We start from the raw sequence: 15922 nt of genomic DNA on the forward strand, positions 1-15922 counted from the left end.
TCAGCCGCCGGCCCGCAGCCGCAGGTCGGCTGACGCGTTCAGGGCGTGGGCGAGGCCCAGCACGTTGCCCCGGCCGAGCATCTCCCACCGGGTCAGCCGCAGCGCCTCACCCGCGCCGAACCCGGCCGCGAGCCGGGCCAGCACCATGCCGGTCACCCACCCGGCCATGTCCTGCGGCACCGCCACGGCGGGGCTGATGACGCCGGACGCGCCGTGCCGGACGAGCGGCCGGACCAGCGCGCTCAGCGGGGAGGTGGCCACCACCAAGGGCTTGCGGGTGGGCCAGTGCGGCTGCGGCCACACACCGTCGTGGCTCCACCGTTCGACCTCCTCCGCGTCGAGGGACCCCTCGCGGAAGTGCAGGTGCACGATGTCCGCCGACTCATCGGCCAGCGCGTGCCCCAGCTCCGACGGGCTGACGTACGCCGACGACACGGCCTCCGGCGGAAGCATCGACATCAGCTCGGCGGCGTGCCGTTCGGTCAGCGCCCGGTCCATCCCGGGGTCGACCGCCATCATCACCTCGAACGGCCGCGGGGTCTGCGACACCTGCCGCACGAGCGGTCCGACCGGCTGTTCCAGCACAGTGGACAGGCCCCAGAAACCGAAGGGGCACAGCACGTTCCCGCTGTGGTCGGACACCGGGCAGTGCGCGGGCACCTCACCGCCGGGCCCGAACGGGCCGAACCGCCCCACCGACGCGCACAGCCGATAGGGCCCATCGGCGAACGGCAGGTCGTAGACCAGCGACCACGGCACCGGCGACCCGGTCACCTCGGCCACCAGCACCCCGGCCGGGCGACCGGAGGCACGCGCCGACCGCCGGAGCAGCTCCGGCAACGCGGACCCGGCGAACAGCCGCGCGTACAACGCCGCACCCTCGCGCGCCAACGCCGCCAGGTCCGCGCAGTACGCCGGGAAGTCCTTGCCGTACCAGGGGTCCAGCCCCGCCACGGGCAGCACCGGGTGCCCGCAGCCGGCCAGGCCGACCCACGACGGCACCCCGTCACCGGCCGCGACCAGCGCCCGCTCCCCCACCACCAGGATCGACGCCACCCGCGACGCCAGCGGTGCCACGTCGGCGAACGTCCGCGACAGCCGGTACCGCGGCACCGCACGCCACTCACCACCACCGACCGGCAGCACGACCTGCTGGACGTGCACCGGCACCGCACCGCGGTAGAGGACCAGCTCCCCGGTCCACCGCGCCGCGGCGTACGGCGTGGTCACCGGGAAGCTCACCCACGGGCCCGCCCCGTCGGCGGGCAGCACGAACGTCTCGGTCCGCACCGCGCGACCGGACATGGCGAGCACCGCCCGCAGCTCCAGGTCACCGGGCAACGGCGTGGCGTGCGCCCCGACGTGCACCCACACCTCGTAGTCGGCACCCGGCCGCAACGCTCCCGCGACGCCCTCGGTCGCACCGGGCAGCGCGACCACGACGGTGACCGCGCGGTCGTCGGGCACGGGCGGCTGCGGCAGCGGGACGAACCCGGCCCGCCCCCGCCGTTCCAGCTCGCGGAACTGCCACAGGACGTCCTCGACCCGCACCTCGCCCGCCCGCACCGGCGCGGCCAGCACCACGTGCGGCGTGCTCCAGCCCAGGACCACGGTCGCCGGATCCACTCCGGACACCCACGCGTGCACGGCGGTGAACAGCACGACCGGCCGCCCGAGCCCGCGCAGCGCGGCGACGACCGGCGCCGAGTCCCACGCCCGGGTGTCGTGCAGCGCGACCACGTCGCCGGGCACGTCCGAGATCGGGGGCAGGCCGTCGGCCGAGGCGAAGTGCCGGAGGTCGAGCACCGCGAACCGCAGCGTCCGCAGGCGGGTCCGCACGGCGGCCGAGCCGGCCCGGCCGACCGCCAGCCCCCGGCTGACCTGCGCCCACCCGCCCGGATCGGTCACGACGAACAGCGACACCCGGTCCGCGAGCGCGGCGACGTGCTCCAGCGGCGAGCCTTCGCCGCCGGAGACGGTGAACTCGACGGGCGCCACAGCCGTACGCCTGGAGGTGCAGCTAGAACGGCCAGCCCAGCACCGGCAACCCGACCACGGCGTCCACGGCGAGCCCGCAGAACACCAGCATCAGGTAGAGGTTCGACATGTGGAAGAACTTCATGGTGTTCGTGGAACCACCGCGGCGCACGACGTTGTGCAGCTTGTGGGCGAACACGGCGAACCACACGCCCGACAGCGCCGCCACGGCGACGTAGATCCACGAGGTGACCGGGGCGAGTGCGAGCGTGCAGACCACGGTGATCCAGCTGTAGATGACGATCTGCCGCGTCACCTGCGCGGCTGTGGCCACCACCGGCAGCATCGGCACGCCTGCCCTGGCGTAGTCGTCCTTGAACTTCATCGCGAGGGCCCAGGTGTGCGGCGGGGTCCAGAAGAAGATGACGCCGAACATCACGAGGGCGGGCCACTCGACCGTGCCCGTCACCGCGCTCCAGCCGATGATCACCGGCATGCAGCCCGCCATGCCGCCCCAGATGATGTTCTGGGAGGTGCGGCGCTTGAGCACGAGCGTGTACACGAAGATGTAGAAGAGGATCGTCGCCACCGCGAACGCGGCCGACATGAGGTTGACGAAGATCCACAGGAACGCGAACGAGACGACCCCGAGCACGATGCCGAAGATCAGGGCGTTGCGCGGCGGGATGGCGTTGTGCGCGAGGGGCCGGCCCGCGGTCCGCTTCATGACCGAGTCGATGTCGGCGTCCACGAAGCAGTTGAGGGCGTTTGCCGACCCCGCGGCGAGGGTACCGCCGGTGAGGGTGCAGGCGATCAGCCACAGCGGTGGCATACCGTGCTGGGCCAGCAGCATCGCGGGGATCGTGGTGATCAGCAGGAGCTCGATGACCCGCGGCTTGGTGAGCGCCACGTAGGCGCCGACAACCTGGCGAGGCGACCTGCCCGGGGCCTCGGCAACGAGACTGTCGGCACTCATCGCGGGAACGCTCCTCATGTCGCGAGTGGGGGGAAATCCAGCAACTGATGGTAACCGCGCGCAGGATTCACAGCCCGTTCGGGTGCTGGTGTGCCTGGGCACACACCGGCCCGGGACCTTTCAGAGCACCTTCGGCAAGTGTCAGGACTAGGCTGGCCGCAGGACGAGGGACACACGCGGGTCAGGCCTTTCGGGATCGATCCACCAAGGTCGTCTGCAGACAGGTCGGGACCCGCCCAACCGACAGAGTGGAGCTGTAAGTCCGTGAGCGTCACCGACGACATCACCCGGCTCACCAAGGCCGATCTGCCTGATGACTGGACGGAGCTCGACAAGCGCGCCGTCGACACCGCTCGGGTGCTCGCGGCGGACGCCGTGCAGAACGTCGGCAACGGTCATCCCGGCACCGCGATGAGCCTCGCGCCCCTCGCTTACACGCTGTTCCAGCGGGTGCTGCGGCACGACCCCGCCGACCCGGACTGGATCGGCCGCGACCGGTTCGTGCTGTCCGCGGGCCACTCCAGCCTGACGCTGTACGTCCAGCTGTTCCTGTCGGGCTACGGCCTGGAGCTCGACGACCTCAAGCACCTGCGCAAGTGGGGCTCGAAGACGCCGGGCCACCCCGAGCACGGCCACACCCGCGGTGTCGAGATCACGACCGGCCCGCTGGGCTCCGGTCTGGCCGCCGCCGTCGGCATGGCCATGGCCGCCCGCCGCGAGCGTGGTCTCTTCGACCCGTCGGCCGCGCCGGGCGAGAGCCCGTTCGACCACCACGTCTACGTGATCGCCTCCGACGGTGACATCGAGGAGGGCGTCACCTCCGAGGCCTCGTCGCTCGCGGGCACGCAGCAGCTGGGCAACCTGGTCGTCTTCTACGACGACAACAAGATCTCCATCGAGGACGACACGACGATCGCGCTGTCCGAGGACACCGCGAAGCGCTACGAGGCCTACGGCTGGCACGTCCAGGTCGTGGAGTCCGGCGAGAACGTCAAGGGCATCCTCGAGGCCGTCGAGAAGGCCAAGGCCGTCACCGACAAGCCGTCGTTCATCCTGCTGCGCACGATCATCGGCTACCCGGCGCCGAACAAGCAGAACACCGGTGCCGCGCACGGTGCCGCGCTGGGCGTCGACGAGGTCAAGGCCACGAAGGAGATCCTCGGGTTCGACCCCGAGCAGACCTTCGAGGTCGCCGACGAGGTGCTCGCGCACGCCCGCGAGGTCGTCAAGCGCGGCGAGCACGCCAAGGCCGAGTGGCAGAAGTCCTTCGACACGTGGGCCTCGGCCAACGGCGAGAACAAGGCGCTGCTCGACCGGCTCGTCGCCCGCGAGCTGCCGCAGGGCTGGGACGCCGACCTGCCCTCCTACGAGCCGGGCGGCAAGGAGATCTCGACCCGCAAGGCCTCCGGTGAGGCGATCAACGGGCTGGCGAAGCACCTGCCCGAGCTGTGGGGCGGTTCCGCCGACCTCGCCGAGTCGAACCTGACCACGATCAAGGACGCCAAGTCCTTCGGCCCGGCCTCGATCTCGACCGAGATGTGGAGCGCCGACCCGTACGGCCGCGTGCTGCACTTCGGTGTCCGCGAGAACGCCATGGGCATGATCCTCAACGGCATCGCGCTGCACGGCCCGACGCGCCCGTTCGGTGGCACGTTCCTCGTGTTCTCCGACTACATGCGCCCCGCGGTGCGCCTGGCCGCGATCATGCAGGCCGCCGTCACCTACGTCTGGACGCACGACTCCATCGGCCTGGGTGAGGACGGCCCGACGCACCAGCCGATCGAGCACCTCGCGGCCCTGCGCGCGATCCCGGACTTCGCTGTCGTGCGCCCCGGTGACGCCAACGAGACCGCGTATGCGTGGAAGGCCGTCGTCGAGCAGCTCGGCCCGGTGGGCCTCGCGCTGAGCCGGCAGAACCTCCCGATCCTCGAAGGCACCTCCGCGGAGGGCGTCAAGCGCGGCGGTTACGTGCTCCTCGGTGACGACAACCCGGAGATCGTGATCATCGGCACCGGCTCCGAGCTGCAGGTCGCCCTGGAGGCCGGAAAGGTCCTGCAGGGCGAGGGCGTTGCGGTGCGCGTGGTCTCCATGCCGTCCGTCGAGTGGTTCGAGAAGCAGGACGCCGAGTACCGCGAGTCGGTCCTGCCGAAGGCGGTCAAGGCGCGCGTCGCGGTGGAAGCCGGTATCGCACAGCCGTGGTACCGCTACGTCGGCGACGCCGGCGAGATCGTCTCGATCGAGCACTTCGGTGCCTCGGCCGACTACCAGGTCCTGTTCAAGGAGTTCGGCTTCACGACGGAAGACGTCGTCGCCGCCGCCCGCCGTTCCCTTGACAACGTGAGGGGTAACAAGTGAGCAAGCCGCATCTCGACGCACTGTCCGGCGCCGGTGTCTCCATCTGGCTGGACGACCTGTCCCGCGAGCGCCTGACCAGCGGCAACCTGGACGAGCTGATCCGCGACTGGAACGTCGTCGGTGTCACGACGAACCCGACGATCTTCGCGGGCGCCCTGTCGAAGGGCGAGTCCTACGACGAGCAGGTCCGCGAGCTCGCGAACCGGGGCGCCGACACCGAGGCGACCATCCGCGAGGTCACCACGACCGACGTGCGCAACGCGTGCGACAAGTTCCGCGACGTCTACAACAGCACGAACGGTGTGGACGGCCGCGTCTCCATCGAGGTCGACCCGCGCCTGGCGTTCGAGACGGACAAGACCGTCGCCGAGGCGCAGGACCTGTGGAAGACCGTGGACCGGCCGAACCTGCTGGTGAAGATCCCGGCCACCGAGGCGGGCATCCCCGCGATCACGAAGGTGATCGCCGAGGGCATCTCCGTCAACGTCACGCTGATCTTCTCGGTCGAGCGGTACGAGAAGGTCATGGAGGCCTACATCGCGGGCCTGGAGCAGGCCAAGGCGAACGGCCACGACCTGCGCTCGATCCACTCGGTCGCGTCGTTCTTCGTGTCCCGGGTGGACACCGAGATCGACAAGCGGCTGAAGGCGATCGGCACGGACGAGGCCACCGCGCTGCTGGGCAAGGCCGCGCTGGCCAACGCGTGGATCGCCTACGGCGCGTTCGAGCAGACCTTCCAGGGCGAGCGCTGGGAGGCCCTCAAGGCGGACGGCGCGAACGCGCAGCGCCCGCTGTGGGCCTCGACCGGTGTGAAGGACCCGAGCTACTCCCCCACCCTCTACGTCGACCAGCTCGTCGTGAACGACGTCGTGAACACGATGCCGGAGAAGACGCTGCAGGCCGTCGCCGACGCGGGCGAGATCACCGGTGACACGGTCACCGGGCGCGCCGCGGAGGGCCAGGAGGTGTTCGACCGGCTCAGCGCCGTCGGCATCGACCTCCAGGACGTGTTCGTCGCGCTGGAGACCGAGGGCGTCGAGAAGTTCGAGAAGTCCTGGGAAGAGTTGCTCGAGACGGTGACGAACCAACTGGCGAAGCTGAAGGGCTGATCATCAAGTGACCTCCGTCGACATCGTGAGGTCACCGAACGCCGACCAGGTCAGCACGATCGCTGCTGACCTGGTCGCGGATTCGGTGCCGAGCAAGCTGACCGCGCAGGACCCGACCCTGTGGGGGCCGGAAGCCGAGTCCGAGGCGGGCATCCGCCTCTCCTGGACCACGCTGCACGAGTCGTCCCGTGCGCTGCTCCCCGACCTCGTGGCCCTGCGCTCCGCACTGCACGCCGAAGGCGTCGACCGCGTCGTGCTCGCCGGGATGGGCGGCTCGTCGCTGGCCCCCGAGGTGATCACGCGCACCGCGGGCGTCCCGCTGGTCGTGCTGGACACCACCGATCCCGCCCAGGTCGCCGACGCGCTCGCCGGTGACCTCGAGCGCACGGTGATCGTGGTGTCGTCCAAGTCCGGTGGCACCGTCGAGACCGACAGCCACCGGCGGATCTTCGAGAAGGCCTTCGCGGACGCGGGCATCGACGCCGCGTCGCGCATCGTGGTGGTCACCGACCCCGGCTCGCCGCTGCAGAAGGCGTCCGAGGAGGCGGGCTACCGCAAGGTGTTCCTGGCCGACCCGCACGTGGGTGGCCGCTACTCCGCGCTGACCGCGTTCGGCCTGGTGCCGTCCTACCTCGCGGGCGCCGACGTCGAGTCCCTGCTCGACGACGCCGCCGCCGAGGCGAAGGTCCTCTCCCAGGACTCGGTCGACAACCCCGCGGTGCGGCTGGCCGCGATCTTCGGTGCCGCGCACGCCAACGGCGCGGAGAAGGTCGTGTTCGCCGACACCGGCTCGGGCATCAAGGGCTTCGGCGACTGGGCCGAGCAGCTGATCGCCGAGTCCACCGGCAAGAACGGCACCGGCCTGCTGCCCGTCGTCGTCGAGGGCCCCGGTGCCCCCGGCTTCGTCGACGCCCGCTCCGACGCCACCACCGTCGCGATCGGACCGGCCACCGGGTCGGCGCACGTGGCCGTGGAGGGCCCGCTCGGCGCGCAGTTCCTGCTGTGGGAGTACGCGACCGCGCTCGTCGGCCGGGTGCTCGGCATCAACCCGTTCGACCAGCCCGACGTCGAGGCCGCGAAGAAGGCCGCGCGGGCGCTGCTCGACGCGCCGGCGGTCTCGGCCACCGCTCCGTCCTTCGTGGACGGTCCGGTCGAGGGCCACGGCACCGACTGGGCCCCGCGGGAGGTCCACACCGTCGCCGAGGCGCTCGCCGCCCTGGTCGAGGTGGCGCCCGAGCACAGCTACATCTCCGTTCAGGCGTACCTGGACAGGATCGACGACGCGTCCTTCGAGCTGCTCCGCGCGGAGATCGCGAAGAGGACGCACCTGCAGACCACGTTCGGCTGGGGTCCGCGGTTCCTGCACTCGACCGGCCAGTACCACAAGGGCGGTCACCAGAACGGCGTGTTCATCCAGATCACCGGCGAGTCCGGTGACGACCTGGAGGTGCCCGGCCGTCCCTACACGCTGGCGCAGCTGCAGCTCGCGCAGGCGGCCGGTGACGGTCAGGTCCTCGTCGAACACGGCCGCCCGGTGCTGCGGCTGCACCTGCAGGACCGCATCGCAGGTCTGGCCCAGCTCGTCGAGGCAGTCCAGGAGGACGGCTCGTGACCACATCCGCCGCCAAGTGGCGCAACCCGCTGCGGGACGCGCGCGACAAGCGCATGCCGCGCATCGCGGGGCCGAGCGCGCTGGTCATCTTCGGTGTCACCGGTGACCTGTCGCGCAAGAAGCTCATGCCCGCGATCTACGACCTCGCGAACCGGGGTCTGCTGCCGCCGGGCTTCGGTCTCGTCGGCTTCGCCCGCCGCGACTGGGCCGACCAGGACTTCATGAAGGTCGTCCACGACGCGGTGAAGGAGCACGCGCGCACGCCGTTCAACGAGGCCGTGTGGCAGCAGCTCGCCGAGGGCATCCGGTTCGTGCAGGGCACGTTCGACGACAACGAGGCGTTCGACAACCTGGCCTCCTGCCTCGCGGCGCTCGACACCGAGCGCGGCACGGGCGGCAACCACGCGTTCTACCTGTCGATCCCGCCGGGCGCGTTCCCGACGGTGATCAACCAGCTCAAGCGCGCGGGTCTGGCGCAGGCGCAGAACGACCAGTGGCGCCGCGTCGTCATCGAGAAGCCGTTCGGCCACGACCTGGCCTCGGCCAAGGAGCTCAACCGCACGGTCAACGAGGTCTTCCCCGAGGAGTCGGTGTTCCGCATCGACCACTACCTCGGCAAGGAGACCGTGCAGAACATCCTGGCGCTGCGGTTCGCGAACCAGCTGTACGAACCCATCTGGAACTCGAACTACGTCGACCACGTGCAGATCACCATGGCCGAGGACATCGGTCTCGGTGGCCGCGCCGGGTACTACGACGGCATCGGCGCCACGCGTGACGTCATCCAGAACCACCTGCTGCAGCTGCTCGCGCTGATCGCGATGGAGGAGCCCGTCTCCTTCAAGCCGTCGGACCTGCGGGCGGAGAAGGTGAAGATCCTCTCGGCGACGCGTCCGGCGGAGCCGTTCGAGGAGACCACCGCGCGCGGCCAGTACACCGGTGGCTGGCAGGGCGGCCAGAAGGTGCCCGGTCTGCTGGAGGAGGGCGGTTTCTCGCCCGAGTCGAAGACCGAGACGTTCGGTGCGATCACCTGCGAGGTCAACACCCGCCGGTGGGCCGGGGTGCCGTTCTACCTGCGCACCGGCAAGCGCCTGGGCCGCCGCGTCACCGAGGTGGCCGTCGTGTTCAAGCGGGCGCCGCACCTGCCGTTCGACGACACCGCGACCGAGGAGCTCGGCCAGAACGCGCTCGTCGTGCGGGTGCAGCCGGACGAGGGCGTGACCATCCGGTTCGGCTCGAAGGTGCCGGGCAACACGATGGAGGTCCGCGACGTCACGATGGACTTCGGCTACGGCCACTCGTTCACCGAGTCGTCGCCGGAGGCCTACGAGCGGCTGCTGCTCGACGTGCTGCTCGGCGAGCCGTCGCTGTTCCCGAAGAACGACGAGGTCGAGCTCTCCTGGGAGATCCTCGACCCGATCCTCGAGTTCTGGGCCCGCAAGGACGAACCGGCTCTCGAGAAGTACAAGGCCGGCACCTGGGGACCGCCGTCGGCGGACGCGATGACCGCCAGGACCGGAAGGCACTGGAGGCGTCCGTGATCATCGACCTTCCCTCGACCACCACCTCGCAGATCAACTCCCGGCTCGTCCGGCTGCGCGACGAGGGCGGTGCGACGACGCTGGGCCGCGTGCTGACCCTGGTCATCGTGACCGAGGACGGCCAGCGCACCGACGCCGCGATCGACGCGGCGAACGACGCCTCGCGCGAGCACCCCTGTCGCGTGATCGTCGTGGCGCGCGGCGCCCGGCAGGCGGCTCCCCGGCTGGACGCCCAGATCCGCGTCGGCGGTGACGCGGGCGCGTCCGAGGTCGTGGTGCTGCGCCTGTACGGCGAGCTGGCCAAGGAGGGCGCGTCCTGCGTCATGCCGCTGCTGCTGCCGGACACCCCGGTCGTGGCGTGGTGGCCGTTCGACGCGCCGATCTCGCCGTCGAAGGACCCGATCGGCCAGCTCGCGCAGCGGCGCATCACCGACGCCGCCGCCGAGAAGAACCCGATCAAGGCCCTGGAGACCCGGCGGGCGCACTACGCGCCCGGCGACACGGACCTGGCGTGGACGCGGCTCACGTTGTGGCGCGCCATGCTCGCCTCGTCGCTCGACCTGCCGCCGTACGAGAAGGTCGTCGACGCCGAGGTGACCGGTGAGGCCGACTCGCCGTCCACCGACCTGCTGGCCGCGTGGCTGACCGACCGGCTGAAGGTGCCCGCGAAGCGCTTCAAGGCGACCTCGGGCGAGGGCATCGTCCAGGTCACGCTGAACCGGGCGTCCGGTCACGTCGACCTGCACCGCCCGGACGGCAAGGTGGGCACGCTGACCCAGCCCGGCCAGCCGTCGCGGCGGGTGGCGCTGCAGCGGCGTTCGGTGCGCGACTGCCTCGCGGAGGAGCTGCGCAGGCTCGACCCGGACGAGGTCTACGCGGCGGCGCTGAAGTCGCTGTCGAAGATCTCCCGGGGTCGCACGCCGGCGGCGAAGCCCGAGTCGGCCGCGGCCGCGGCGGCGGCCGGTGAACCGGAGGCCGCAGCGGACCTGCCCGCGCCCAACGGCAAGGCGGCCGCGAAGAAGCCCAAGGCGAAGGCGGGTTCGTGAGCAGTCCGCAAGTAGTGGTCCACCGCGACGGCGACCTCCTGGCCGCCGCCGCGGCGGCTCGCCTGGTGACCCGCGTGGTCGACGCTCAGGCCGCCCGCGGCTCCGCGTCGGTCGTGCTCACCGGCGGCCGCACCGGCACCGCGGTCCTGGAGCACCTCAACCGCAACGGCGCCCGTGACGCCGTGGACTGGTCCAGCGTGGACCTGTTCTGGGGCGACGAGCGCTTCCTGCCGTCCGGTCACCCGGAGCGCAACGAGACGCAGGCCCGCGCGGCCCTGCTCGACCACGTGCCGGTCGACCCGGCGCGCGTGCACGTCATGGCGCCCTCCGACGGCGAGTTCGGCGACGACCCGGAGGCCGCCGCCGAGGCGTACGCGGCGGTGCTGGCCGCGCTGGCCCGCCCGGAGGACCACGGCGACGTGCCGTCGTTCGACGTCTGCATGCTGGGTGTCGGCGAGGAGGGCCACGTGGCGTCGGTCTTCCCCGCTTCCCCTGCGGTGTACGAGGAGGAGCGGTCGGTCGTGGCCGTCCGCAACTGCCCCAAGCCGCCGCCGACCCGCGTGTCGCTGACGCTGGGGGCCGTGCGGAACTCGCAGGAGGTCTGGCTGATGACCACCGGGGAGGCCAAGGCCGCCGCGGTCGCGATGAGCCTGACCGGTGCGGGCGAGGTGCAGCTGCCGGCCGCCGGTGCCACCGGACGCCGCCGCACGCTGTGGCTGCTGGACACGGCGGCGGCCTCGAAGGTGCCCGCCTTGTTCACACCCCCGCTGGCATGACGAGGGCCCCCGGTTCGCACCGGGGGCCTTTTTCGTCGGGGGAACACGGTCGTACAGCGCGTGGGGCAGATCAGGCCGCCAGACCGTGAACTCCGTGCAGTACGGCCAAATCCACCGAAGAGTTCCCCCTCGCAACAGTCCGGGCATTCCCCCGGCTGCGCGTATCATCTCGAATCGCGTTGAGGCAGCGGGGGTTTTGTGGCGAACGGCAGTGCGGAGCGGCGGCCCACCATCGGGATGATCACCGCTGGCCCGCTGATCGAGCTCGCGGGCGAGCAGTGGCGCGGTGTCAGCGAGGGTGCGCAGCGGCTCGGGTGCGACCTGGTGTGCTTCGTGGGCACCGAGCTCGGCCACCCGGACCCGCACAAGCGCCAGGCCAACTCCGTGTACGAGCTCGTGTCACCGGACCGGGTCGACGCGCTCGTCGTGTGGACCACGCGCGTGGGGCAGCTCATCGGCTCCGAGGGCATGCAGGAGTACGTGAAGCGGTACGCACCGACGCCGATCGTGAGTGTGGAGACCTCCCTCGCGCAGTGGCCGGCCATCTTGATGGACAACCGCAAAGGCATGGAACAGGCCGTCGACCACCTCATCGAGGTGCACGGCCGCAGGCGCATCGCGTTCGTGCGCGGTCCGCGGTCGCACGCCGGGGCGCAGGAGCGGTACCAGGGGTACGCGGACTCGTTGCGCAAGCACGGGATTCCGCTCGACCCGCGGCTGGTGACGGTGCCCGGTTCGTTCGTCTGGGAGCCGAGCACCGCTGCGGACGCGGTGCGCGCCGTGCTCGCGTCGGTGGACCGGCCGCCGGACGCGGTCGCCGCCGCCAACGACGACTACGCGATCGGTGTCGTGTCCGCGCTGGAGGCCCTGGGGTTCCGCATCCCGGAGGACATCGCGGTCGTCGGCTACGACAACCACACCAACGTCCGCACCCACGACCTCGGGTACGCCACGACGTCCGGTTCCGGTCACCAGGTCCGGGTGCACCGCAAGGTCGACATCGACGCGGCGATGCCCGCGTTCACCACGGTCCGCGCCCCCTTCCACCAGATGGGGGTCCGGGCGGCGGAGCTGGCGCTGGCGCTGGCGCGCAAGCGGCCCACGCCGCCGGTGCAGACGATGCGCACCGAGCTGGTGGTGCGCCGGTCGTGCGGCTGCCTGCCCACCGGGCTGGGCGAGCACGCGCCCGCGCACGGCCGGCTGAACCTCACCGAGTCGGCGAGCGCGCACACCGTGGCCGGGCACCTGCGGTCCTCGCTCGGCCCGTCGGCGGAGGCGCTGCCGGAGGGCTGGGCCGAACAGCTCGTCGTCGAGCTGATGGCCGCCGGACGCGGGGAGGTCGAGGGGGCGGAGTTCCTCAAGCTGCTCGCCGAGTACATCCGGGCGAGCGCGCGCGCCGGGTGTTCGCCGGAGAGCTGGTGGGCGCCGCTGTTCGACCTCTACCGGTTCGTCACCGCACGGGTCACCGACGCCGCCGTGTTCCAGGAGCTGTGGTTGCGCGTGCAGCTGCTGGTGGGCGACGCGTTCCGCACGGACGCGAAGTTCGCGTACCTGTCGCACGAGCGCCACGACCAGACGGTGCGCGAAGCCGGGCAACGGCTCATCGCGTCGAGGACGGTCAGCGAGCTCACCGACGCGCTGGTCGAGGAGCTGCCGCGGCTGGGCATCCCCGGTTGCCACGTCATGGCGTACGAGGCGCCCGGCATAGCCCGTGTGCTCGTCCGCTACGAGCGGGGCGCGGTGCGGACCGCTCCGGCCAGGCCGTTCCCCGCCATCGCGCTGACGCCGTACCCGTTCCGCCGCGATGAGCCGTTCAGCGCGCTGGTCGCCCCGCTCCACGCCGACGACGAGCAGCTCGGGTACGTGATCTTCGAGGAGGGCCCGGAGCAGGGCTGGATCTACGAGGCCGTGCAGCAGCAGCTCAGCAGCGCCCTGCGCGGCATCCGGCTGATGCAGGAGCTGAAGGACGCGCGCGCCCGGCTCGAGGAACGCGTCGGCGAGACCGAGGCGCAGCTGCGGCACGCGCAGAAGATGGAGGCCATCGGCCGGTTGACCGGTGGCATCGCGCACGACTTCAACAACATCCTGACCGTGGTGAACGGCAACAGCGAGATGCTGCTGCGGCGCACCCTGCCCGACGACCCGCGGCGCGCGGCGATCGAGGACATCCGCCACGCCGGTGAGCGGGCGGCGAACCTGACCCGGCAGCTGCTCGCGTTCACCCGCCAGCAGGTGCTGCACCCCGAGTCGCTCGACCTCAGGGAGAACCTCACGAAGGTCGGCTCGATGCTGCGCACGCTCGTGGGCGAGGGGATCGAGCTGGAGCTCGACCTGCCCGGCGGCGTCTCGCGGGTGTGGGCGGACGCGGGCCAGATCGAGCAGATCCTGTTCAACCTCGCGGTGAACTCGCGCGACGCGATGCCCCAGGGCGGCAGGCTGACCGTGCAGATCGGCGACGCCACGCTCGGGCCCGGTGACACCGGCCGGATCGTGGGCGTGCGGCCGGGCGCGTACGTGGTGATGCGGGTGCGCGACACCGGTGCGGGCATGGACAAGTCCGTGCTGGCGCAGGTGTTCGAGCCGTACTTCACGACGAAACCGGTCGGCAAGGGCACCGGGCTGGGACTGTCCACGGTGTTCGGCATCGTGCAGCAGAGCGGCGGCCAGATCGAGGTGATCAGCGCCCCCGGCGAGGGCACGACCATCGAGGTGTACCTACCGGTGCCGTACGAGAGAGAGGGCACGCCCACGGCGCCGTTCACGCGTCGTGTCACCACCCAGCTGGGCGCGGGCACGGTGCTGCTGGTGGAGGACGACGCCCAGGTGCGGGCCATGACCCGCCGTTCGCTGGAGGCCGCCGGGTACGTGGTGGTCGAGGCGGGCGACGGCCAGGAGGCGCTGCAGCTCGCGACCGAGCACCGCAGCACGATCGACCTGGTGCTCACCGACGTCGTCATGCCGAAGATGGGCGGACCGGAGCTCGTGGCGCTGCTGCGGTCGGCGGGGGCGGCGCCGGCCGTGATCTACATGTCCGGCTACACCACCGACGAGCCGATGACCTCCGAGGTGCTGATCAGCAAGCCGTACGTGGAGTCGGAGCTGCTGGAGGCGGTCCGCCAGGTCCTCGATCAGGACGTCTGAGCGCGCTGGGCGACCGCGAGCCGCACGGTCTCGTCGAGCGCTTCGATCCGGAACGGTTTCTGCAGGTAGCCCGCCACGGCGTGGCCCGCGAACCGGTGTTCCAGGACCGTGCGGTCGTGGCCGCTGGTCAGCACGACGGGCACGGACAGCCCCTCGCGCTCCAGCTCGGCCAGCACCTCGCCGCCGGACAGGCCGGGCATGCTGTGGTCGAGCAGCATCGCGCTGATCTCCGCGTGGCGCGCGCGCAGGACCGCGATCGCCTCCGCGCCGTCCGCCGCCTGCAGGACGCGGTAGCCCAGCTCCTCGAGCAGGCTGACGGTGTACCTCCGCACGGGGTCCTCGTCCTCGACCACGAGCACCAGACCGGCTTGCTGCATGCGCGTCATTATGCCGGAAACCATTCGTGTCCTCAGCACCAGGTGCGCGACTATCACCGAGAATTGTCCACCTGCTGCCCCACCGGTGTGACCACGGCCGTTCGGGCTACATCGTCGGATGTGTTTCTGCGCTAGCCTCCGTGCACCGCTGCCGCTCCACGCTGAGAAAGAGGCTCCAGGAAAGGCGACCTCCATGCGCAAAGCGACGGCAGCAGCCTGTCTGGCCGTGCTGTTCACATTGTCGTCCACGCCCGCGCAAGCCGCTGTGACTCCTGCGGAGCGGGTGACGATCGACGTGGTCACGATCAACGGGTCCGGGTGCGAACAGGGCACCGCGGACGTGGTCGTGGCGCCGGACAACACGTCGTTCTGGGTGCTCTACAGCGACTACCTGGCCCAGGCGGGCAAGGGCGCGGGCGCCACCGACTTCAGGAAGAACTGCCAGCTCAACCTGCAGATCAACATTCCGCAGGGCTTCACCTACGGCATCGCGGAGGCCACCTACGGCGGTTTCGCGCACCTCGAACGGGGCGCGACGGGCCACCAGTGGGTGAACTACTACTTCCAGGGCCAGCCGGCCGGCACCGTGAAGAAGCACTCGTTCACCGGGCCGGTCGACGACAACTGGCGGGTCACCCACCGCACCGAGTTCGCGGACATCGTCTACGCGCCGTGCGGTGAGAAGCGCAATCTCAACGTCAACAGCTCGTTGCGCGTCGACAAAGGTTCCGCCGACCCGAATGCGAACAGTTTCATGACGATGGACTACTCGCGGGGCGAGGTGCGCACGTTGTTCCAGTTCTCGTGGAAGCGCTGCGACTGAACCTGACGATTTTCTGACAATTCGCCACCGGTCCGCCCCGCGAGCTGCGCCGGAAAGGTGTCCCGTGCTCAACGCGGTTGCCGCCGCTCCGCCGGTTCTCGTGGAAGCGCTGCCCGCGGGCGGCTGACCTCCCCCGGAGCTGCCGCACACGCCCCGTGCGTGTGCGGTAGCACATTAGTGGGGACAGCG

Annotated in this window: 11 protein-coding genes; 8 read left to right on the forward strand and 3 right to left on the reverse strand. The window is 71.0% G+C overall.

The features are described 5' to 3' along the window. Together ACZ7CD_RS35250 and ACZ7CD_RS35255 are read right to left on the reverse strand one after the other, a co-directional pair. Positions 1–1998 (reverse strand): hypothetical protein, encoded by a 1998-nt coding sequence (locus ACZ7CD_RS35250; protein ID WP_470380598.1) that lies wholly within the window; start codon positions 1996–1998, stop codon positions 1–3. 22 nt (positions 1999–2020) lie between these two features. Next, positions 2021–2953: a heme o synthase gene (locus ACZ7CD_RS35255; protein WP_470380599.1), complete on the reverse strand. Its 933-nt coding sequence runs from the start codon at positions 2951–2953 to the stop codon at positions 2021–2023. Positions 2954–3217: 264 nt separating this feature from the next. On the opposite strand from ACZ7CD_RS35255, the gene tkt reads away from it, so the two are divergent. From tkt to ACZ7CD_RS35290, 7 genes are all read left to right on the forward strand, one after another. Continuing rightward, positions 3218–5308 (forward strand): transketolase, encoded by a 2091-nt coding sequence (gene tkt, locus ACZ7CD_RS35260; protein ID WP_470380600.1) that lies wholly within the window; start codon positions 3218–3220, stop codon positions 5306–5308. Next, positions 5305–6417, forward strand: a complete 1113-nt coding sequence (tal, locus tag ACZ7CD_RS35265) for a transaldolase (protein WP_360400211.1) — start codon at positions 5305–5307, stop codon at positions 6415–6417. The genes tkt and tal overlap by 4 nt, the downstream gene beginning before the upstream one ends. 25 nt (positions 6418–6442) lie before the next feature. Further along, positions 6443–8029: a glucose-6-phosphate isomerase gene (locus ACZ7CD_RS35270; RefSeq protein ID WP_470380601.1), complete on the forward strand. Its 1587-nt coding sequence runs from the start codon at positions 6443–6445 to the stop codon at positions 8027–8029. 53 nt (positions 8030–8082) lie between these two features. Further along, entirely contained in the window at positions 8083–9570 is a 1488-nt protein-coding gene (gene zwf, locus ACZ7CD_RS35275; protein WP_360400332.1) for a glucose-6-phosphate dehydrogenase, read from the forward strand. Next, a complete protein-coding gene (gene opcA, locus ACZ7CD_RS35280) occupies positions 9567–10616 on the forward strand; it encodes a glucose-6-phosphate dehydrogenase assembly protein OpcA (RefSeq protein ID WP_360400205.1) in 1050 nt (349 codons plus the stop codon). The genes zwf and opcA overlap by 4 nt, the downstream gene beginning before the upstream one ends. Continuing rightward, entirely contained in the window at positions 10613–11392 is a 780-nt protein-coding gene (pgl, locus tag ACZ7CD_RS35285) for a 6-phosphogluconolactonase (protein ID WP_360400202.1), read from the forward strand. Before opcA ends, pgl begins: the two co-directional genes overlap by 4 nt. A 237-nt stretch (positions 11393–11629) precedes the next feature. After that, complete coding sequence (locus ACZ7CD_RS35290; RefSeq protein ID WP_470380602.1) at positions 11630–14533, forward strand: substrate-binding domain-containing protein; 2904 nt, start codon at positions 11630–11632, stop codon at positions 14531–14533. Here the strand turns inward: ACZ7CD_RS35290 and ACZ7CD_RS35295 are convergent. Beyond that, complete coding sequence (locus ACZ7CD_RS35295) at positions 14521–14910, reverse strand: response regulator (RefSeq protein WP_360400196.1); 390 nt, start codon at positions 14908–14910, stop codon at positions 14521–14523. The two genes, ACZ7CD_RS35290 and ACZ7CD_RS35295, sit on opposite strands and share 13 nt — an antisense overlap. Before the next feature lie 226 nt (positions 14911–15136). Here ACZ7CD_RS35295 and ACZ7CD_RS35300 point away from each other — a divergent pair, with 226 nt between their 5' ends. After that, positions 15137–15733 (forward strand): DUF4360 domain-containing protein, encoded by a 597-nt coding sequence (locus tag ACZ7CD_RS35300; RefSeq protein ID WP_360400193.1) that lies wholly within the window; start codon positions 15137–15139, stop codon positions 15731–15733. The last annotated feature ends 189 nt before the right edge of the window (positions 15734–15922 follow it).

The organism is Lentzea sp. NPDC036949, from assembly GCF_055608075.1.